The organism is Cryobacterium sp. Y11, from assembly GCF_002929535.1.
Taxonomy (GTDB): Bacteria; Actinomycetota; Actinomycetes; order Actinomycetales; family Microbacteriaceae; genus Cryobacterium.
On record NZ_PJJO01000048.1, the window covers coordinates 60,815 to 80,787 of the forward strand.

Annotated in this window: 23 protein-coding genes and 3 pseudogenes; 15 read left to right on the plus strand and 11 right to left on the minus strand. The window is 61.5% G+C overall.

The window, feature by feature from the left end:
* Positions 1-140 precede the first annotated feature (140 nt).
* Entirely contained in the window at positions 141-665 is a 525-nt protein-coding gene (locus CXY75_RS03985) for an ATP-binding protein (RefSeq protein WP_233201716.1), read from the plus strand.
* Between the two features lie 36 nt (positions 666-701).
* Here the strand turns inward: CXY75_RS03985 and CXY75_RS03990 are convergent, their stop codons facing one another.
* The 3 genes from CXY75_RS03990 to CXY75_RS04000 form a co-directional block, all read right to left on the minus strand.
* Entirely contained in the window at positions 702-1,304 is a 603-nt protein-coding gene (locus tag CXY75_RS03990) for a hypothetical protein (RefSeq protein ID WP_104081558.1), read from the minus strand.
* An 11-nt stretch (positions 1,305-1,315) separates the two neighbouring features.
* Positions 1,316-1,873 (minus strand): hypothetical protein, encoded by a 558-nt coding sequence (locus CXY75_RS03995; protein WP_104081559.1) that lies wholly within the window; start codon positions 1,871-1,873, stop codon positions 1,316-1,318.
* Positions 1,874-2,742: 869 nt separating this feature from the next.
* The gene (locus CXY75_RS04000; protein WP_104081560.1) at positions 2,743-3,684 is read right to left on the minus strand and encodes a DMT family transporter; all 942 of its coding nucleotides are present in this window, start codon (positions 3,682-3,684) and stop codon (positions 2,743-2,745) included.
* A gap of 72 nt (positions 3,685-3,756) precedes the next feature.
* On the opposite strand from CXY75_RS04000, the gene CXY75_RS04005 reads away from it, so the two are divergent.
* A complete protein-coding gene (locus CXY75_RS04005; protein WP_104081561.1) occupies positions 3,757-4,674 on the plus strand; it encodes a LysR family transcriptional regulator in 918 nt (305 codons plus the stop codon).
* Positions 4,675-4,717: 43 nt separating this feature from the next.
* Here the strand turns inward: CXY75_RS04005 and CXY75_RS04010 are convergent, their stop codons facing one another.
* Positions 4,718-5,413, minus strand: coding sequence for a GDSL-type esterase/lipase family protein (locus CXY75_RS04010; RefSeq protein ID WP_104081562.1), 696 nt, complete (start codon positions 5,411-5,413; stop codon positions 4,718-4,720).
* A gap of 62 nt (positions 5,414-5,475) precedes the next feature.
* Here CXY75_RS04010 and CXY75_RS04015 point away from each other — a divergent pair, with 62 nt between their 5' ends.
* From CXY75_RS04015 to CXY75_RS04025, 3 genes are all read left to right on the plus strand, one after another.
* The gene (locus CXY75_RS04015; RefSeq protein ID WP_104081563.1) at positions 5,476-6,288 is read left to right on the plus strand and encodes an arginase family protein; all 813 of its coding nucleotides are present in this window, start codon (positions 5,476-5,478) and stop codon (positions 6,286-6,288) included.
* 230 nt (positions 6,289-6,518) lie between these two features.
* Positions 6,519-6,734: a hypothetical protein gene (locus CXY75_RS04020; RefSeq protein WP_104081564.1), complete on the plus strand. Its 216-nt coding sequence runs from the start codon at positions 6,519-6,521 to the stop codon at positions 6,732-6,734.
* Positions 6,735-7,913: 1,179 nt separating this feature from the next.
* The gene (locus CXY75_RS04025) at positions 7,914-8,579 is read left to right on the plus strand and encodes a DJ-1/PfpI family protein (RefSeq protein WP_255411759.1); all 666 of its coding nucleotides are present in this window, start codon (positions 7,914-7,916) and stop codon (positions 8,577-8,579) included.
* A gap of 66 nt (positions 8,580-8,645) precedes the next feature.
* Here the strand turns inward: CXY75_RS04025 and CXY75_RS19705 are convergent, their stop codons facing one another.
* Positions 8,646-8,807 carry a hypothetical protein gene (locus CXY75_RS19705; protein ID WP_158251112.1) on the minus strand — a complete coding sequence of 54 codons (162 nt, stop codon included), beginning with the start codon at positions 8,805-8,807 and terminating at the stop codon, positions 8,646-8,648.
* Between the two features lie 220 nt (positions 8,808-9,027).
* On the opposite strand from CXY75_RS19705, the gene CXY75_RS04030 reads away from it, so the two are divergent.
* Both CXY75_RS04030 and CXY75_RS04035 read left to right on the plus strand, forming a co-directional pair.
* A complete protein-coding gene (locus tag CXY75_RS04030) occupies positions 9,028-9,273 on the plus strand; it encodes a hypothetical protein (RefSeq protein ID WP_104081565.1) in 246 nt (81 codons plus the stop codon).
* A complete protein-coding gene (locus tag CXY75_RS04035; protein ID WP_104081566.1) occupies positions 9,270-10,259 on the plus strand; it encodes an SRPBCC domain-containing protein in 990 nt (329 codons plus the stop codon). Before CXY75_RS04030 ends, CXY75_RS04035 begins: the two co-directional genes overlap by 4 nt.
* Before the next feature lie 520 nt (positions 10,260-10,779).
* Here the strand turns inward: CXY75_RS04035 and CXY75_RS04040 are convergent.
* Entirely contained in the window at positions 10,780-11,325 is a 546-nt protein-coding gene (locus CXY75_RS04040) for a hypothetical protein (protein WP_233201717.1), read from the minus strand.
* Positions 11,326-11,612: 287 nt separating this feature from the next.
* A pseudogene (locus tag CXY75_RS04045) lies at positions 11,613-11,755 on the minus strand (IS30 family transposase); the annotation flags it as partial.
* An 8-nt stretch (positions 11,756-11,763) separates the two neighbouring features.
* On the opposite strand from CXY75_RS04045, the pseudogene CXY75_RS04050 reads away from it, so the two are divergent.
* Positions 11,764-11,960 (plus strand): annotated as a pseudogene (locus tag CXY75_RS04050) (IS30 family transposase); the annotation flags it as partial.
* Positions 11,961-12,505: 545 nt separating this feature from the next.
* On the opposite strand, the gene CXY75_RS20365 reads toward CXY75_RS04050, so the two are convergent.
* Entirely contained in the window at positions 12,506-13,123 is a 618-nt protein-coding gene (locus CXY75_RS20365) for a hypothetical protein (protein ID WP_233201718.1), read from the minus strand.
* Between the two features lie 430 nt (positions 13,124-13,553).
* On the opposite strand from CXY75_RS20365, the gene CXY75_RS04065 reads away from it, so the two are divergent.
* From CXY75_RS04065 to CXY75_RS04090, 6 genes are all read left to right on the plus strand, one after another.
* Positions 13,554-14,225: a hypothetical protein gene (locus CXY75_RS04065; protein WP_104081568.1), complete on the plus strand. Its 672-nt coding sequence runs from the start codon at positions 13,554-13,556 to the stop codon at positions 14,223-14,225.
* Positions 14,218-15,297 (plus strand): peptidoglycan-binding domain-containing protein, encoded by a 1,080-nt coding sequence (locus tag CXY75_RS04070; RefSeq protein ID WP_104081569.1) that lies wholly within the window; start codon positions 14,218-14,220, stop codon positions 15,295-15,297. The genes CXY75_RS04065 and CXY75_RS04070 overlap by 8 nt, the downstream gene beginning before the upstream one ends.
* A 2-nt stretch (positions 15,298-15,299) precedes the next feature.
* Positions 15,300-15,947 carry an ABC transporter ATP-binding protein gene (locus tag CXY75_RS04075; protein WP_104081570.1) on the plus strand — a complete coding sequence of 216 codons (648 nt, stop codon included), beginning with the start codon at positions 15,300-15,302 and terminating at the stop codon, positions 15,945-15,947.
* The gene (locus tag CXY75_RS04080; protein ID WP_233198208.1) at positions 15,944-17,050 is read left to right on the plus strand and encodes an FtsX-like permease family protein; all 1,107 of its coding nucleotides are present in this window, start codon (positions 15,944-15,946) and stop codon (positions 17,048-17,050) included. The genes CXY75_RS04075 and CXY75_RS04080 overlap by 4 nt, the downstream gene beginning before the upstream one ends.
* Positions 17,051-17,224: 174 nt before the next feature.
* Positions 17,225-17,500, plus strand: coding sequence for an antitoxin of toxin-antitoxin stability system (locus CXY75_RS04085; RefSeq protein WP_104081571.1), 276 nt, complete (start codon positions 17,225-17,227; stop codon positions 17,498-17,500).
* The gene (locus tag CXY75_RS04090) at positions 17,497-17,772 is read left to right on the plus strand and encodes a type II toxin-antitoxin system RelE/ParE family toxin (RefSeq protein ID WP_104081572.1); all 276 of its coding nucleotides are present in this window, start codon (positions 17,497-17,499) and stop codon (positions 17,770-17,772) included. The genes CXY75_RS04085 and CXY75_RS04090 overlap by 4 nt, the downstream gene beginning before the upstream one ends.
* A gap of 228 nt (positions 17,773-18,000) precedes the next feature.
* Here CXY75_RS04090 and CXY75_RS04095 read toward each other — a convergent pair whose 3' ends face one another.
* Positions 18,001-18,606 carry a hypothetical protein gene (locus CXY75_RS04095; protein ID WP_146069360.1) on the minus strand — a complete coding sequence of 202 codons (606 nt, stop codon included), beginning with the start codon at positions 18,604-18,606 and terminating at the stop codon, positions 18,001-18,003.
* 218 nt (positions 18,607-18,824) lie between these two features.
* On the opposite strand from CXY75_RS04095, the gene CXY75_RS04100 reads away from it, so the two are divergent.
* Positions 18,825-19,250, plus strand: coding sequence for an NUDIX hydrolase (locus CXY75_RS04100; protein WP_104081574.1), 426 nt, complete (start codon positions 18,825-18,827; stop codon positions 19,248-19,250).
* 53 nt (positions 19,251-19,303) lie between these two features.
* On the opposite strand, the gene CXY75_RS04105 is transcribed toward CXY75_RS04100, so the two are convergent.
* Entirely contained in the window at positions 19,304-19,564 is a 261-nt protein-coding gene (locus tag CXY75_RS04105; RefSeq protein ID WP_104081575.1) for a hypothetical protein, read from the minus strand.
* A gap of 60 nt (positions 19,565-19,624) precedes the next feature.
* Positions 19,625-19,973, minus strand: a pseudogene (locus CXY75_RS04110) (IS30 family transposase); the annotation flags it as partial.

Consider the following 19,973-nt stretch of genomic DNA (forward strand, 5'->3'; position numbering starts at 1 on the left):
CCGTCGCCGATACGTCCCCGTCGAAGTGGCCATCGGGCCAGACGGCCATCAGCGATGAACTCGAAGTTTCAGCGTCCCGCACGACGTTCCCCTCGCGGGCGCGACGGTCTAAATGTGCAGGCGGCGGCGCGGATCAAATTGTGTCCGTTGACGTCCGCCTCCTCGCCGAATGCGACGACCGGGACCGGCGCTCCTCCGTCCGCCGCGGGAAACCCCTCTGCCTCATCGGCGACTCCGGCACGGGGAAGTCCCACCTCCTCATCGGGCTCGGCACCGCTGCGGCCGAGAAGGGGTTCCGGGTGAAATACACCCTCGCCCCGAGGCTTGTGAACGAGCTCGTGGAAGCCGCGGACGAGAAGAACCTCGCTCGCACCATCGCCCGCTACGGCAGCGTCGACCTCCTCATGATCGACGAGCTCGGATACATGGAATTGGACCGCCGCGGCGCCGAGCTGCTCTTCCAGATTCTGACTGAGAGGGAGGAGAACAACTCCATCGCGATCGCCTCGAAACGAGTCCTTCTCCGGCTGGACGAAGACCTTCACCGACCCCAGACTGTGTGCTGCGATCGTGGACCGCCTCACGTTCAACGGCACCATCATCGAAACGGGACCGACTCCTACCGACTCGCCCACACCCGCCAGCAGCGGAGCAACAGCCTCTGATCTGAGAAGAAGTTGGCGGGTACATCAGTAACGAGACTATTTACAGATGTTGGAATTGGTAGAGGTCGCGACCAATTCCTTCAACCCAGTAATCGATCCATCCGAAACGAGAGCACCGCCGTCCGAGACGCTATAAGCCGCTTGGGTCGGATTTAGCGGGCTGGCTGGTACGGCATTCGGCCACACGTCGAGGAAGACAACACTTTGGCTACTGCGGCCAAAATCGAAAAAGTCCGCCTCATAGATCACGTCTTCCAGGACGCCTCCGGGCTGCCCGACCTCAAGCTCTGATCCAGGTTTAATGTCCCCCTTGAACACTGCATCCACGCGGACGGTAGTGATCGTTTGAACGATAAGCACGGGCGTCGGCTTACCTCCCCCAGCTGAGTCATCAACGCCCAAACTGGGGTTCTCCACCTCCGTGTCCCCAGCAGGTCCCGCGACATCGACCTCCCGGACGTCGCTGCCGAGCGGCGACACGAGAGCCACGATCTCCGCCTCATTGCACAGATCCTCCACGCTCGAGTAAGACGGGTAATCACCCGCATACTCCACAACTTCTGGAGTATCGGTACTGCTGCAAGCCGTCAGCCCCACTGCGGCACACATGATCATCAAAACCGGAGCGATCCTTTGCATAATGACCTGTCTCAGAGGTAGTTGTTCGTCTCGTTGATGTCGTAGGTCCGCGGAGACCGCATAATCGTAGAATTCCGATCGCGGTCCCCACGCATGATTGAGCAGGAGCTGCAAACCGGCGGCTGGTCAGCATTGTAGAAAGCGTGCCCGAACTCATGCACCAAGACCGCAGTAATGCAGTTCGAAGCATTTGAGCAAGAACTCGAGATCTTCGTAGCGTTCAGATCAATCCTGAAGCTTGTGGAATAACGCGTGTAATACCCGTACCAGCTAGCGGAATTGGCCCCTGCTGCGACGACATTCCCACCGCCGATCTTCTGGATATCGGCAGGCGTCGGCGTCGCGTTCCAGTTCGCCACGGCCAGGTTCATGGCAGGCTGATATGTCGTGTTGTAGCTGTAGCTGTAGCTGTAGTTGTTGATGTATAGGAGACCCGTGCCGAACCCACCTGAGTAGTAAGTGGCCTGGGCAGGGAGCGCTGTTCCTAGAACCAGGCCACCCGCGGCAAGCACCGCAAGGAACGCACGCTTCCGCCGTGGGCGCCGGTTACTAAGCGAGAACAGATTCATGAAATCTCTCTGTCGCCGACGGCCCCTTGAACCGTTCGAAAACTCATCACCAAGTTGGTGCCTCGGAACCTAGCACGGACTTCGGCACGCTGTCTACGACAAATGTTCACGATGCCTCCGCATCCCCGCATTGGGTCAGTAACGAAAGCCACACTTCAAGTGCTCATCAGGGTCCTGCGGCTCTCCCGAGTCGAGGATGTAGTCGTGACCCCGCTCTCAGACCTCGAGCCAACTGAGGCCGATGCGATTTTTCAGGGTTGCCGATGCTGAGGGTCAAACCGAGGAGGTCGTATACGCCTCCTTCACAGCCTCATGTGGGTCCGGCTTAGATTGCCCCAGTGGGTCCCATTGGGGTTGACATAGCGATCGAGTGGCACCTGGTGTTTTCTGGTCACGATAAACGCACCCTGTCCCCAGTGAGAACTTGCTGATTGTGAGCTGTGCACCGTAGCCCCATATTAACCCAAGAGGCCCTGAGTGTTCTAGAAGACATGAATATCCTTCGTCGGGGACGTAGATGAAATTGTCAGGGCTACCATTTGCCGTCATCGGGCAGACAGACAACCGCAACTATTTGCTTTTGGACTCCGGCCATCACCACGGTATCGGACACGTGTTGTGTCGATGATCCACCCCGGCGGCGTCACGGAGCGGCTGCCCACATCGGGCAACCGGTTCGACGGATGAGGAAGCCCGAGAAGCAGGAGACGTCGTGGGGAAGCATCGCTTTGGTCCTGTCCACACAGCCGACTCGCTGGCACACGTCGTCCCGCAAGGGGTTCCCTGACTGGGACTGGAAAGCGCGCTGGATGACGCGGATGTGCCGATCGCGGACTAGCGTTTCAGACAGTTCCCGCTGCTCGTCCCCTTCATTTTGTAGTCGACACTCGTGACTCTTGGCGGTTGGGTGGGTTGACGTTGAGGCGGTGCCTTTGCTCGAGGGAGCGGCCCCACGTTGTTCCGGCGAGGATAAGGGCGATACCGAAATATCCGGCGGGGGCCACGCTGTCGTGAGCGATCATGATTCCGACGATTGCGGCCCAGATTGGCTCGGTTCCGAGGAGGAGGCTGACTCTGGATGGCGATGTGCGCCGGACCGCCCAGGTCTGTACGAGAAAAGCGAAAACTGTGCAGGCGAGTACGAGGTAGAGGAAGAGAACCGCACGTCCGGGGTCGAGCTGGGCAAGGAAGTGCGGGATCGAGTCGCCGTAGAACAGTGACGTCGCCGAGAAGAGCGTCGCGCAGGTGGCCAGTTGCACCGTGGTGAGGTGAAGCGAGTCCATCGGTCTGTTGATCGTGAGTTTGAACATCGTGGTGACGTGGACGGCGCGAACGATTGCCGCAACGAGGATGAGTAGGTCGCCAAGGCTCGGAGTTTGGAATGCGCCGTTGCCGGCGAGAAGTGCGACTCCAGTGATGGCAATCATGGCGGCGAAGAAAAACTTGCCGGGCAGCCGTCGACCGGATAACGCGGAATCGAGAATTGGGGTGAAGACGATCGTCAGGCTGATGATGAGTCCGGCATTTGTGGCTGACGTATGGGCTATCCCGAAAGTTTCGAAGGCAAACACAGCAGCCAACACAATCCCGAGGATCACCCCCACCCGCAGCTCTGCTGCGGTTACACGGTTCCGCCTGGCGGCCACGATTGCCGCCATGATGGCGGCGGCGAGCGTCATGCGTAGCGCGAGGAGTGCCACCACGGAATTTGGCGTGACCAGTTCTTTGGCCACGAGGTATGTCGATCCCCACGAGGCGGCGACCAGGAGTAGGAGCAGGTCGACACGGAATCGGCTGAGTAGAACAGTCATTCCTCCATCGTCCGGTTGGACCTCGCGTAAGACAAGAAAGGAGTTTTGTGACGAATGGTTTAGTTTGAACTTATGGAACTGGGTCAGCTTCGCGCATTGAGAGAGTGTGGCGACCGGGGCAGTATTGCCGCCGTCGCTGCGGCGCTATACGTCACGCCGTCGTCGGTCTCGCAACAGATCAGTGCCTTGCAACGTCATTCGGCCGCCCCGTTGACGTTCAGGGACGGACGGCGGACGGCACTCACCGATGCCGGGCGCGCCCTGGCTGTGGCAGCGATCGATGTGGAAGTGGCGCTCGAACGCGCCGGACAGGCAGTAGCACGCTTTCAGGGCGACCCGTTGGGCACCGTTTCAGTGGCGGCCTTCCACAGTGCGGGCCTGGCGGTCTTCGGTCCGCTGATCACCGCCTTGAACAGCTCCGATCAGCCTGACGTCCGACTGAGCGATTTCGACGTGGCCCAGGAAAATTTCCCCCCTCTCACGGCCGAACATGATCTCGTCCTCGCGCACCGGCTGGTCGGCAGCCCGTCATGGCCAGGGTCCGTGCGTGTGGAACCTCTCTTGTTCGAGCCTCTGGACATTGCCGTCCGGCGCGATCACCGACTAGCAGCGAAAGTTGCGATCGAACCCGCGGATCTCCACGACGAGGCATGGGTGGCAGTGCAGGAAGGCTTCCCGCTCGAGCAAGCTATCACCGTGATTGCGGGCATCGGCGGCAGCGAAGCACGCATCCTGCACCGCATCAACGAGTTCCTCGTTGCTGCCGCTGTTGTCGAAGCCAGCGGCTGCATCGCCCTGATGCCACGGTACACAACCGACATCCGGGACCACCCGGACCTCGTCCTGCGTCCGCTCGCCCATCCCGGGCTGGGCCGGCACATCGACTGCCTCGCTCGACCCGAAACACTCGAGCGAAACAACGTGAAGGCAGTCCTCTCGCAGATCAGGACGATCGCCATGAGCCTCACCCGGCGGCCGCCTACCGTGTAGCCGGATACGTCTTCAATCTCGGGCGTCCCGCAGAGGGTTCGTCTTACGGAACGATCACGGGACTCGAAGCGAGTAGAGTTCGGGACTGCCCAAATTCCTCCGGCTTAAGCCATTCGAGAAGTGGGGTCTGGATGATCGCGGCCAGCTGCTCGTAGCCGGCGGCGTCCGGATGATAGCCATCGCCCTCACGGACTTGGCGTCGCCAGACGGTGTTTGCAACTGTGCCGTCGAAACAGTCGAGATACGAAATTCCAAGTTCTATTGATTCATTCTGAAGGGCATTGCTGAGGTCTGAAATTCGCTCGTTCTGGTCGTCATCGTCGACAGCAGGCGGTCCGATGAACATCAACTCGGTAAGGCCACTGTCGACGCTAACGCTGCGAAGCGCAGCCACGCTGTCCACCCGGCTAACGCGCCTGTGCTCGTCTTCCACAGCCGTATCATTCACGCCGTATGAAACAACGATCCGCGGGAAGTCGGCGTCCGCGAGCCGTGGCGTGACTTCTCGCGGCAGCCGTTCGCAGATGAGAAGCGAAGTGTCGCGTCGAACGCCAAGGTTATATGTCGTCAATGGTAATCCGCGTCGGTGGGACTCATTAGCGATTCGACCAACCCACCCGAGACCGGTGGAGTCGCCGAGGCCAGCGACGAAGGAATCACCGACGAAACACACACGCACATCACAACTGGAAGTAGGCATGACTTCAGTGTAGGAACCGTGCAAAATTCGTGCGCACATCGCATGCGGTAGCGTCGGGTCCACGTCCGCATCTGAGTGTGCTCGAATGGAATGGGTCAAACATGAGCCATAGTGTCCTCGTTTTTACCGGGCGCATCGGCGATCACAATGACCGAGGGATGAAGGGTGCTGCCGTCGTGGGAGCTGCCCTCGGCCGGCGGCTAGGGATTGAGCCGACTGTCATCGGGCATCCCGAACCTGCTCTTAACGGGAATTGGGACGTCGAGTTGGCCGCGGCACTACCGGGGCTCAAGTCCTTACAAGCGGCTCACAGCGCCGCATTAAGTCTGGGTGGCAGTCCGGTCTTCGCCTGGCCGCGGTGCGCCGCGGCTATCGCCACTCTCCCCAACGTTGCCGCACAACACCCTGACGCCATCGTCGTGTGGTTTGATGCCCATGCGGACCTCAACACTCCGGAGAACACCACCACTGGCTACCTTGGAGGGCTGGCCCTGAGCGCGTCCCTCGGCTGGTGGGATTCTGGACTTGGAGCCGGCCTCGACGCCCGAAACGTAGTTCTTGGAGGGACTCGCGATCTGGATCCAGCGGAGCAGGCGCACGTCGACGGGGGCACGATCTCCCTAGCGGCAGGGCCCGACATGCTTAGCGATCTAGATCGGCTCATTTCGGACCGGCCGATCTATTTCCATCTCGATTGCGACGTGCTCGATCCCGGGATCATGCCAACTGACTACAGCGTGCCTCGTGGTCTAACGCTCGATGATCTCACTGCCGTCGCCACACGCCTCGCTCAGAACCCTATTATTGGCGTCGAAATTGGTGAATTCGAGGACCACGGCGATGCGGAGCTTGCCCGCTCTCAGGCAGAGCGCCTTGTCTACGCACTTGGCCCGCTACTAAGCACCAATCGCTGACGACCGATACGCCGTCCCGTAGAGGGTTCTGCTTCTGATGGTCACAAAACTTCAGCCTGCGGAATGTCCCACAGCTTGTTGGACAATTGCGCGACGGCTCGACAGGCACGCCGACAGTACGTTTCTTCTGACCGTTCCCGCTGACCATTGGTGACTGATAAGCGGGCCGGATCAATACTTCGAGTAGTGCCGAGCAGCCCGTTTGATACCCGGGATGAGAGAGTTAGGGCATGAACTCATCGACAGAAGCCGGCCAGGAAATCGAGAACTCAAGCGGTCGTTCGGTCACCTACTTGGCCGTGGTTTCGATTGTGTGTCTCCTTTCTGGCCTTCCAACTATGGTTCTGGAGGCCGGAACGGGGCACATTGGTGCCGTGCTCACAATTTCCGGCGTGATATTCCTCTCGACCTATGAGGTCATCCGAGCGAGGTCTGTCCACTTGTAGAGTTCATCTACTTGATACGGGAACAGCAGTCGGCTCGCGAGCATATGAAGACCGATGCGTCTTCCTCGGAGGCACCCCGCTGTCAGGGAACATGGCCACGCGAGGTTCCCGCTGCGGGCGACTTGCTCAACGAATCGACTTGAGCGGAACCACGCTTCAACGCGCCCGTTGGTCGTTCGTCTTGCGGGGTGAGCGCGGTTGGCCTGGGCCTGCGATGGGACCACAAACTGGACCCTTGATCAGGGCCTTTTACGGTGGTGCTGATCCTTGCACGCCGATCGTGGGCATTTGTGCGCTGGTGATCCATGGGGCTAGCCTGAGGCCATGTTTACACTCGCAACTATCCAGACGGGCATCATCGGAAACGTCGCCACGAGCGGTTATGTTCTGGGCGGTCTCGTAGTCCTCGGTCTTGTTGGGGTCCTCTTTCTTGGGTTGCGCCTCTTTCGAGGAAAGACAAACCACGGCCAAACAAAGTAGTTCTCGCGGCAAAATTGACCGTAACGCCGACCGCGCCGACCGGTGGCGGTCAGGTGGCGACCGTTCGCATTAGGCCGGGTGGGTCTGTGCATTCATGATTTACGCGCCGGCTGAGTCGCAGCGTGTGAGTCGGGCCTCGCTGCTACCGTAGCCATCGCTGCGTTCTTGTCGCTTCTGTCGATCGCTGGCGTGTCCGATATAAGTTTCGCAGGAATATCGGTGCTAGCTGCCGTGTCCGACGCGCTCACTTGGGGTGGAATTCGCGCGATCCAGCGCACATCCAACACGTCACCTTCCGTCACGGAAGTTTGATTCCTCGAACCGCTCTGCGATCCAGCCGACCAATCTCTGACGTCTCCAATGCACATCCGTTAGGTCCAAGCATGACCCGCATGGGGTTGGTCTTGAGGGACGCGCTACGCCCTGATTCCGGTGAGCGGGAGGTACTCGTCAAGCCGAGAGTGCTTCCGTAGGGGATACTGCATTTATGGGGAAGAGAAAAGAATCGCTCGCTTGGTGGTCAGTTATTGCGATCGCGGTCCCCGCCATGGGGTTTGGCGTATTTTTACTCGCACAGGCCTCGTCCATGCAGACCTTGGTGGGCGGAGGCGTTCTCGTCCTCATCGCACTGACCGCAGTTTTCAATGCAGTGCTGAGTCTGCGGAAGCTATCGCGACCGACCGGGTGGCGTTCTGCCCCGTGATAAAACCAGATACGGCTAACCGCTCGAGCTGTTTAGGTGACCGGGATGAATCTCACCGGCGTGTCTCGATCGTCCTCTTCGACGGGTTCGAGCTACTCGACGTCTTTGGCCCGGTAGGCCTACTTGGAATGCTGTCGCAGGCGTTTTCTGTCGAATTGGTCGGCCCCGCTTCAGGGCTTGTGAGGAGCAGTCAGGGTGCCGAGGTCGTGGCGACCGTTGGATATCGTGACGCGAAACGTCCCGACATTGTTCTTGTTCCTGGAGGACGAGGTACTCGCTCGCTCGTCAACGACGCAGGATTCCTCGAGTGGCTGGCAGCGTGGGCAAGCGAGGCACGACTGGTGACCTCGGTGTGCACCGGGGCTGCTGTGCTCGCCGCGGCAGGGCTACTCGATGGGTTTCGAGCGACGACCAATAAGCGCGCGTACGGATGGGCGACGTCGCATGGTTCGTCCGTCGAATGGGTTGCTCAAGCACGGTGGGTAGAGGACCGCAGTCGATGGACGTCTTCAGGCGTCGCGGCAGGAATCGACATGACCGCCGCACTGGTCGCGCATCTCTTCGGGCCAGAGACTGCTGCGGTGGCCGCTGCCGCTGCCGAGATAGAGATTCACACGGACCCGCACTGGGATCCCTTCGCTGCGGCAAACGGACTGTTCTGACCGGAGCAGTCCCGTAGGGGGTTCCCCCTACGGGACGACAGCGGCGGTTCATGTCTGGAACGGCGTTCAGCCCCAGGGCGGCGGGACCGAGGCACCGCCGCGCAGGGTGACGCTGAGGTTGAGGTCGTCGAGCGTGATGCCGAAGCGGTCGGCGATGTCGTTGAGTGTATGGCCTGCGTAGCGGAGGTTTGTGGCGACTACCAGTGCCGGGCTTCTTCGCACACTCACCCGTAGCAAAGCGAATACGCAGCGTCTGGCTCCGGTGCTGTAGGTGCTCTGCCGGTCCTAGTTTAAGAACCGCGACGTGAACGCGAGTACGGCGTCTGCGCCGTGTAGTGCCGGCAACAGGACGGCAACAGGGCGGCGTCGATTGGCGTCGAGCATGTCACCTGTACACAATCACGCAACTTGAGTTGCTTATTTTGATCAAGCAACTTAGGTTGACAGAGTGGAGAATGACGACACGGCAGAGGCCGCGGCAGCCGGGGATGACCCGAAGAGCGGTTTGCGTGCTGTCGTCGCTCTCCGAGCCCACGCTGACGCGCTCGAGCTGCGAGAAGTGGAAGCTGCTCTCCGCGTCGGATTGAGCTGGTCTGAAATCGCCGCAGCTCTTGGCGTCACTCGGCAGGCTGTCCACAAGAAATATCACCGTCGTATCGATCCGACCATCCCCGTCCCGAGGAGAAACCCGTGAGCACATTCACGACTGCCGCCGCTACTATGCAGCAACTGTCGCAAGCAGGCATGGAAGAAGCCTCGCGGCATGGGCTGCGGGTGGGGGATTTGGAGCACCTCTTCGCGGCCCTGGTCCTCAATGACCAGCTCGCCGGACGAGCGCTCCGCGCGATCGGTCTCTCGCTCGAGGGCGTCCGCGATGCCACCCACAGGATGAACGCTGCGCACCTGCAGCGTCTCCGCGTCACGACCATGACGGCAGAACCTCAGCGGATCGTTTTTCAGGAGACACGGGGCTACGAATGGACCCCTCGTGCGATGGACGTGCTGACGGCTGCTGGCGGCAAGAACGCCGGCGACGCGGAAGCGGTGTTGCGCGCACTGCTGATCGAACCTAGCGGCCTGATGAATGACCTTCTCGCCCACCTCGACACGTCAGCGGACGCCGTGCGAACTGCGTTAGCAGCCGAAGCTGCGCAACCCACACCCCTCTCCAACGGCACGCTCAAGTCGCCTGACAAAAGAGGCGTTCTCGTGGAGATCTTCGTGCCTGCCCCGTCGGCCGCAGTGTGGAGCCTGCTTGCCGACCCGGCCCGGCTCCCGGAATGGCACTACCTCATCGGATCGGTCGAGGTCGACACAGCCGCAGAGATCGTCCCCGGTGTCATCTGGGCCGTCCTGGCCCCTACCCATCAACCCGACGGAACCCCGGTGCGGGTCAAGGAGCGGTTTCGTCGGCACCAGATGCAGCTACTCGTTATTGAGCAGCCCAATCGCATCAGCTGGCGGTCCAGTTACCCCGACTTCCCCCGGCGTCGCGCAATCGAACTGAGCATTCAAATCACGGCGGTAGCCGGAGGCTGCCAAGTGCGCGCGACGTCATCTGGCACACCAGGCCCGACGTGGAAGACCCTCCTATTCTCGCCACTGCACCCCCTGAAACGATTCTTGGACTGGATCTCTCTCACTCAGATCACCGCAGGCATCAGCCGCGCCTTCCGGTAGCAATTCAGCGCAAACCATCACGGTGACCACTATGCGCAGACATACCATCTGTCCCGTAGAGGGTTCCCATCTGACACTCCGCGCCCATGTGGTCATCTGGTATTCGAGAAGCAGGACAATAACGCCCACGGTGTACTTTTCAAAGAGCGTCGACAAGCGATGCCGACTGTCGCGGTTCACCGTAAGGTGAAAGTACCGCTTGATGCCGAGGGCGGCGCTGGTTTGGTCGGGTGTCATCAGGGGTAACGCCGGTATCGAACAGCTTCGAAGCAGACACCTCCTCCGCGTAACCGAGCCGGGAGCGGACGAGCGCCCCAGCACGTCCGCTGCCGTGCGGTCTTTCGGCCCGGCTGAAATCCGAACGCGAGGCCTACCGGAGGGAACTGAGCCAGCTCCAACTCGCGCTGGCCAAGGCGCAGGGTGAGAACTTAGAGCTCAGACGGCGCCTCGCCGGCCACGAGGATTAGGGCTAGAGATATGAGGAGCGGCCCGGCAAGCGGCCGCATTCGGCGGAGTGGAACTAACCACCCGGCCCGGTCGGATCGATCGGCGCACCGTCGCCATCCTCAGGTAGGTCTCCGCGCTCCACCGGTTCGCCCGGAGTCTTGGGAACGTCGGAGAAGAGCAGTTCGAGTTCCGCATCCGATGGCACGTGCACTTTCTTCGCGGCTGTCAGAAGATCTGCTGGCGACGCGTCGTTCATTCCGGATACCCAGATCAGCGCACCGTCTCGCACCGCGACGTACTCGTGGATGCCTCCAGCCGACCGATGCCAGACGCCATCCTCATTGGCACACGTCACCGCTCCGCCGGGCGCATCCCAAAGGGGTGTCGCAGCACACGACGCTTCCGTGAGTTCACCGGAATCGCTACGGATGGTCAACATCGCACCCGTGCTGCTGTTGAACCAGGTAGCCGACATCCCGTCTGCAGCACCCGGCCCGACCGACTGCGGTGCGAGATCGTACCCGTCCACCTCAGTCGTGTACACGAGTTCAGGAGCGATACCAACAGCTCTCGCGAGTTCGGCGATCGAATCCAGGCTCGCTGCATTCGCGCCCGTCATCGATGCGCATCCAGCGAGAGATACGCAGACGGACGCCACAGATGCAGCCACGGCTAATGTCCACGCCCTAGGGAAGCGACCAGTTCGACGCAAGAGCACACCCTCCTTCGGTCACGGCTGTCTTTGGCGACTCTGCCAATCGCCAGCTCGTACAGTGTGAGTCTACGGTCCGGCCTGCCCGGCCGGGCCGGGGCATGCGCCGACGACGCGCAACAGAAGAGAGCGCACAGGGGGGATACGGGGAGTCTGCACGCCCCATCACGAACCGTAATCGCGCCGTGGCCACCGGGGAAGTGGACCAGCATCGTGAACCGTGTCTGACGCTCCACCAACGTAGCGATCGCCGACCCGCAGTGTGATCCAAGATCAGATCCCCTTCCTAATGCCCAGGCACGGCGCGGTCCGCCACCTCCGCCGGTCGCTCGCTCACTGATCATGGCTCGCGATGGGCTGTTGGCCGCCATCAAGACTCTCCCCGAGCACTTGGTTAAGACTCTGACGTGGGATCAGGGAACCGAGCTGGCCCAGCACCGGCAGATCACGATGGCCACGACATGGCTATCTACTTCTGTGATCCGCATTCGCCGTGGCAGCGGGGCAGCAACGAGAACACCAACGGGCTGCTGCGCCAATATTTGAATATTCGCTCTCCTGGGAGCAGGTGTTATTGACCTTCGGGGCCACTGATTGAAGGTGTAGGTAGCATGTTGTGGCGCCACCGGATATTTGTGTTGGGGGCCATCCTTGGTTCCGGGTTCACGCCGACGCGATCGTGGACGGCACCGAGCACAGTACCCTCCGCGCCGAGACCGGCGGCCACAATGTGGGCGAAATCACCGCCGGCCAAGTCGAGATACTGGCCCGTTGCGCGTTCGGATTGAGTCAGGCCGTAATGCTCCCCGGTCGGGGTTTTTGACCCCTAGCTTTCGCAACCCGGTCACCCTTCTTTCATGTTGACTCAGCTCGCGCGCGAACAGACGGGTTCTCGTGGCGTCCCGTAGTGGGTTCCCAAGTGACACAGCATCTTCCCGCAACGCCGGTGGGTGGATTGGTTGCAGACCTGTCGCGCTGGAGGTCCGGCTTGCGGGCTTCAGCGTGCGTAGATGATCACGGCCGACGCAGAGTTCGTACCAAAGACAGCTACACCTAATCAGTGCGTTCCTTCCTTCCCTCCGCCCGGTCAGTGCAGCGGCGATGGCGAACCGCTGATGGAGATGGTGTTGCCCGCGCGCTCGCCCCTGAATCGGTACTCGCCCCAGCGGATGGTTTGCGACTGCTCGTGCTCGACCGCGGCCCAATCCCACCCGGTAATAGAAGGGGAGTCGGCGCCGCATTGGGGCGGGTAGGACTCCATGATCGTCGTGCAGAACACCGGTCCGTCCCCGTCATCGAGCACCATGCCGGCGAACGATTCCTCAGCGGGGCCGCTCAACGCGATCAGCAGCGCGAGCAACGAGAGCGCGAGGGCGACCGGCGTCATCGCATACCGCTCCGGTTTGGACCGGGAGATCGCATTCATCACCACGCCGAGAGTGAGGTATCCCAAGACCACCCAGATCCCCACTGTCGAGAACGCGTTCGGAAACACGTCAATGACACCCGCCCGGTCGAGGGCGAGCAGGGCGATGAACCCGTAGATCAGGATGGAGACGCCGGAGGCGATCCGATACCCGAACGGCAGCACGCCGGGATGCTGCCCGCCCCACGCGAATCGTCCCCACGGCGCGCCGAAGGCGAGGGAAAGCTGGAAGAGAACCAGCAGGCCAATCAGTGTGCCGAAGGCGATGGCGGCGATCATGGATGCAAGCATATGGGGCGCGCAGGTAACCCCCCTTGCTGGCAGGGAGCACCTCTGACGTGCTGTGCTTGGTTGCGCTGCCAATGCCCGCAACTGATTAACCGCAGGGACCGCGGCAGAGACGAGATCGATCAGCTAACTTATGCCAACTTACTAATGCGTGGCGAGAAAAGGGCACCCGCTCTAGGGCGGTGCGATTGAGCAATACGCCGACACGATCATCGTCCCACAGCGGTCACCAGCGTTTGTCCCGGTGAGGGTTCCTCTGCGGGCGATGACAGGCTGTGATGATGATCATGACTCTGCACTTCACCGTTCCCACCTGGCTCCGAGCCTGAGCCATTCGAGCGGCGAAACCAGATGTTCACCAACACTCGATAGTGTCGCCACAGAACTGGTTTGGTACAACCGGGCCTGATTTGGGGGAAAAATGCTCGCCATTATTAAGTCGCGTAAATCATGGGCGGCGCTGTTTGTACTGACGTCGTCCGCCCTCGTTTTCCTCTCGGGTTGTGCGAACGCCACCCCTGGCCCAGCGGCCTCAAGCTCGACAGCCCCAGCGAGCTCGCTCGCGCTCACCCTCGACGTCGCGGGTCAAGAACAACTCGACTGGGAATGGGAGCGAGTGTTACGCGAATCGCCCGATGCGGTGCGACCGATGATCGACATCGTTCGCTTCGTTGACAACGATGACTGGGGAACGGCGAGGGAGAGTTGCATGCACGATTTGGGTTGGCCCGACGTGCGCGCCACTGCGGATGGCGGGCTGGAGTCCGGCATGATTCAAAACTCCCAGGCCGGAGCGCATGCTCTGGCCATGTACACGTGTAACGCGAAGTACCCGATGGATCCGAAGTACAACGTGCCGCTCACCGATGAGCGCCTTGGCGAGCTGTTTGATTACTTCACAGATGAGCTCCAGCCCTGCTTAGCGACCGAAGGGTATGACACTCCGGCTGCTCCGAGCCGGGAGACGTTCATCGATACCTACGCCGAGACCGGTGGTTGGAACCTCTACGAAGGCGTAGCGGGGAATGGACAATCTGAATGGAATGCGATCAACAAGAAGTGCCCGCAACTCCCCGTCGACTTCAATGAGTGACACAGCAGCGGGTCGCTCACCGCGCTGGGCTCTCTGGGTCACCGGCCTGCTCGTCGCAGTCGGGGCTGGCGCCGGCGTGGGGTGGGCAGCGACGACAGCGCTGACACCCCCACGGGATGTTGTGGCCACAACCGCGTTCACCCTCGTCGAGGTTGTGCCCGGCGAGGTGGGGTCGAGCATCAACCTGAACACGGTGGCGCAGTGGACTCCGGTGCCCGCCGGATCAAACCAGGCAGTCGGCACCGTCACCTCCGTGAATGTCACCGCGGGCCAAAGCGTCGCGGTCGGGGCGACGCTCTACACCGTGAACCTGCGACCGGTTGTGATCGCCCAGGGCCAGGTGCCGGCGTTCCGTGCGCTGGCGCAGGACGCCGAAGGAGCGGATGTCACGCAGCTGCAGCAGGCGCTCACCGACCTGGCGCTCTACACTGGCGCGGTCGATGGACAGTTCGGCCCCCGCACCACCACGGCGGTCAAGACGTGGCAGAAGTCTCTGGGCGTTCCCACCGACGGCGTCGTGCAGCCGGGCGACATCATCTTTGTCCCGACGCTGCCGACCCAGGTAGCTCTCGATACCGAGATCGTCACGCGTGGGGCGCTCCTCACCGGCGGAGAAAACGTCGTGCGGGCGTTACCGGCCGCGCCCATCTTCACCGTACCGGTCAGCGAATCCCAGGCCGCGTTGATGCCCACGGGTACCCGGGTAGAAATCACCAGCATCGACGGCGGCATTTGGGAAGGGTTCGTGGCCGACCAGGCCGCTGATGAGACCGGACTGATTGTCATCACCCTCGTGGGCAAAGACGGCGCGGTCATCTGCGCCGATGCCTGCGCGAGCATCCCCGTCACGGAGCAGTCGCTGCTGTCATCACGGATCGTCACGGTGGAATCGATCGCCGGACTGATGGTCCCGAGTGCCGCGCTGCTCAGCGCGGCCGACGGCACCGCATCCGTCATCGACAACGCCGGCACGAGTCATCCCGTGACGGTGGTCACCAGCGCCCGCGGAATGTCGATCATTGACGGCGTCGCCGACGGCACCTCGGTGCGCATCCCGGCGACGGCCGACTAGCCATGGTCGATACCATCCGGCTGGCCGCCCGCGACATCACCTTCGGCTACGTGCCGACCGCGCCGATTCTCTCGGAGTGGAGCGCGGACTTCCATGCCGGAGAGGTGGTCGCCATTACCGGCCCGTCCGGGCGCGGCAAGTCCACCCTGCTCTACGTGCTCGGCCTCATGCTCAAACCCACCGCCGGACAGGTGCAGATCGACGGGACGGATGCTGCGCACCGGCGCGACGCAGACCGCGCCGGTTTACGGGCGCATCAGTATGGCTTCGTCTTTCAAGACGCTGCCCTTGATGCCACCCGAACGGTGCTGGACAACATCATCGAGACCACCCTCTACCGTGGAACCCCCAGGAAGCCGGCCATTCCGCGCGCGCACGAGCTGATGGACCAGTTCGGCGTCGCGCTGCGAGCGGGGGCGAAACCGGGTCAGGTGTCGGGCGGTCAGGCGCAACGCATCGCGCTCTGCCGTGCCCTACTCAACGACCCGCAGATTCTGCTCGCGGACGAGCCCACCGGCAACCTCGATCCGGCCTCATCCGACCTCGTCGTCGATGCTCTGCACGCTCAGGCCCACCGCGGCGCGGCCGTCATCGTCGTCACCCACGACCCGGCACTGGTCGCCCGCTGCGACCGCCGACTCGAACTATGAGCGCGCTGCGCCGGTGGGCTGCCGTGGTGCGGGAAGCGTTGGCGACGGCGTGGGCGCAACCCGTCGCATCCGTTGTCACCATCGTCATGGTCGCCGGTATGTGTGCCACGGTACTGCTGACGACTGGACGCACGGTCGGGGCGGAGCAGGCCGTGCTCGGCTCAATCGACTCGGAGGGGACGCGTTCCATCATCATTCGTGCCGACACCGACGCCGGGCTCGACGCCACAGTGCTGGACCGGCTGGCACACATCGACGGCATCCAATGGGCTGGAGCGTTCGGTATCGCCCAGGACGTCACCAACCTCCAATTTGCCGGCGCGACCAAGGTCCCCATGCGCTTGGCCTGGAGCAGCCAACTCAACCACCTCGGGATCACCACGCTGCCGCCAGTGAGCAACGCCTCGATCTGGGCATCACCGACTGCGCTGGCGGGCCTGGGAATGCCGGACGCCGTCGGGGCTGTCGTGGACGACTCCGGCGTCGACTTCGCCGTCACCGGGAGCCTGACCGTTCCGGACTTTCTCGCCTTCCTTGAACCCCTCGTCATCGCCCCGCAGACCGAAAACACCCCGGGAACGGTCGCCGTGCTCATTGTCATCGCCGACCGCCCCGACCTGGTCGCTCCCGTCTCCGACGCGGTGCGATCCGTCCTGGCGGTCACCGATCCCGCCAAAGTGACCCTGACCACGAGTGAAAACCTCGCCGCACTCCGTGGCCTGGTTGAAGGACAGCTGGATTCGTTCGGCCGCAGCCTCGTCGTCGTCGTTTTCGCACTGACCGCGGTGCTGGTGGCAGCGATTCTTTACGGCCTGGTGATGCTGCGTCGCAAGGACTTCGGGCGCCGCCGCGCCTTGGGCGCCTCCCAAGCCCTGATCATCTCGCTGCTCCTCACGCAAACCGGTGCCCTCGCCCTGGTCGGTGCCACGATCGGCAGCATTGCAGCGTCGATCGGGCTGACCGCCTCCGGAGATCCACTCCCGGGCTGGGACTTCGTCGGCGCCGTCGCACTCCTGTCGACCACCATCGGCGTGATCGCGGCCCTGGTACCCGCGCTGGCGGCCGCCCGCCGCGATCCGCTCAAAGAACTCCGCGTGCCGTAACCAACGGCGCACTGACCAATGTCAGGAAACGAACAGGGCGACATAGCTGATCCAGGATTAATCGCCTAGAGCAGACAGCTCGGCCAAATTGTCCCGTAGGGGGTTCACCTTGCGGCGATTGTCTCGGGTCCTTGATATGTGGCTAAGTTGGCGTTCCTGGCGCATACTGGAGATATGAGTACAGACACGGAGCTTTCTGTCAGCCAAGCGCGGGATCACTTTTCCGATGCCGTGAACCGGGCTGCGTTCGGTGGTGAGATCACCTACGTGACGCGCGGGCGAGGGCAGCAGCGGGCTGCTGCGATCGTGCCAGCCGAGTTCGTTGACCGGTACGAGGCGATGCTTGACAGCGAGGACGGTCGGATCGCGTTGGAGCGATTGGCCGATCTCGACGCCGGCCGCACCAAGACTGTCTCGGCTGATGAGGTGGCCTTGGCACTGGGGCTGTGAGTGCGCCTGGGTCGTTCGCTGTTGAATATGACCCGAAAGCGCTCAAGGAGTTGGCCAAGTTCGACAAGCCGGTGGTGCGCCGTGTCATCAAGGCCATCAACGCGTTGGGCGCCGACCCGCGTCCAAGCGGTGTTCGCCCTCTTGTTGGGTATCCAAATCTGTGGCGAATCCGCGTCGGCGAGTATCGCGTTGTTTACACGATCAAAGACGCTGAACTCGTGGTTCTCGCTTTACGGGTAGCCCACCGCAGCAGCGTCTATCGCGGCCTCTGATGTTGGTGGAGTGCGGACCTCGCACCTGTCCGTAGGAGGTGGTCTTGCGGGACAGCAGCGACAGGAGGTGCGGCGGCAGTGTGAGCGTGAGTGTGAATCGCATTGATAGGTAGCCGTCCTGGCCGGCGCGACCTGGCCGAATTTGCTGGATTGGTACGTTCGCCCGGCGGTAATGAAGCACCGCGCTTGAGAACGTCTGAGTCTCAACAAACACAAGGGTCTTCGCAGCTAATCGCCCGAACTAACGGGCAGGATATCGCGCGCGTGCACGATCGACACGGTGTCCAGGCGTACGTCGTTCACCAGGTGCCGGTAGACGTCGACATCCGCAGCAATGATCACCGAATCGGGATACAAGAATGTGCCCCACGCAAACCGGCCCTCGTCATCATTGGCAAACTCAGGTACGCGATCTTCTCGACTAGATTGAACGAACTTGCTGACTGGGAGGTCGTAGGGAACGAAATCTTCGTTGAGTCGCCGCGTCAACCCGCCTGAGCTGTTATAGGGCGCATATCCCGCCCAGCGCAGGCAATGAAGCACGGTGGTCGGACCAAGCTGATGCAGTGCTTCGTTGACTGCCTGCGCCGTTACCGCGTCGATGTAGCCTCGAGACGGTTCTGGCGGGCTGGCAGACGCTCCCCGCTCATCCGCATACCGATCCCAGACCTCAAACCAACTGATGGAGCCGGTCAATTCGCTTTCATTGACGAGAAATGACGACCACCGCTGGGCACGCCCAGTTGCGTCAAAGAAGGGGAGGAACAGGCGCAACATGGGCAGCGCACGGTATTGCGGCGGCACGAGATCACGCGCCAGCATCGTTTCACTCATTGAAGTCCCCCTCGCTCAGTAGCCGTGCCACTGACGCTATCGCTCCGAGACCGGTCGCCAATCTTTGAATGCTGCGAGGCCTCCGTCAATTCCCGTAAGGGGTTCCCGTGTGACACAACGTCGGCGGACTCGGTCGCGGGGTGGTTTGGCCCCAGATCTGTCGCGCTCGACGTCCGGCTTGCGGGACTGTTTGCAAGGGCTATGCAACACTTGTCACCATGAGACGCTGGATTCGAAACCTTGCCGTTGGTCTGCCCTTGCGCGGCGAGCACGTTCTCGCTTCGCTTGGGGGTGACCGGTTGACGGGCGTCGAGTTCTGCCGCGCGATTGGCGGTGGAATCGATTTCGGTGAAACCTCTGACCAGGCTTTGCGCCGGGAGTTCCGGGAGGAGCTGGGCTTCGACGTGGAACCAACTCTTTTGCTCGGCGTCGTGGAGAACTTATTCGAGTTTGAGGGAATCCCCGGGCATGAGATTGTGCACGTCTATGCGGTTGAGTCACCTGATTTCGATGCGCTCAACCTCGATGCTGATCTCACGATTCTCGATGAAGGGAGTGCTGTTCGTTGGTATACCCGATCTCAGTTCAAAGCACGAAAGCCACCGTTATACCCCGAGGGAATCTTGGACCTACTGCCTGCCTGACGTTCCGCTGCGACGAGACCTGCGGGTCGGAAATGTGGCTCTAAGCGTTCGGCTTACTGGTCAATGCGATGCGTCTGATCCTTCGCCGTCTTTTTTGTCTTGGCAGTCAAAGCGATGACCGCGCTTGCAGCTGAGAGGACGGCTAGCAGCAGAGCGAGAACCAGACTAAAAACATGCCCTCCGTTGGTTCCCGTGTCTCCGCTCGCGATCGCAATTATCTGGATCGTTGCGTTTGCAAGCCAGAGCACGACCATTGCGAGGCTGAGCCCGACCTGGTGCCTGCCGATCCACAAAAGCATCCGTCTGCCAGTCATGGTGTCAATATATCCGTGTGATCTTCCAATTCCTACGAGTCCGATAGGGGTTCGGCGAATTCAACCGGTCGTCGCAACGATGGGTTTTTCTGGCTCTGGCAATAGTCGTTGCATGGCTTGAGTGGGTGTGATGCCGCCGAGTGTTTTGCGGGGTCGATTGTTGAGTTCGGTAGCGACTTCGAGCAGCCGCTCTGGCGAATGAACGGATAAGTCGGTGCCTGTGGGAAATATTGGCGCAGCAGCCCGTTGGTGTTCTCGTTGGTGCCTCGTTGCCACGGCGAATGCGGATCACAGAAGTAGATATCCATCTTTGTGGCCAGCGTAATCTTCCGGTGCTGGGCCAGCTCGGTGCCCTGATCCCACGTCAAAGTCTTAGCCAAGTGTTTTGGCAGTGTCTTGATGGCTGCCA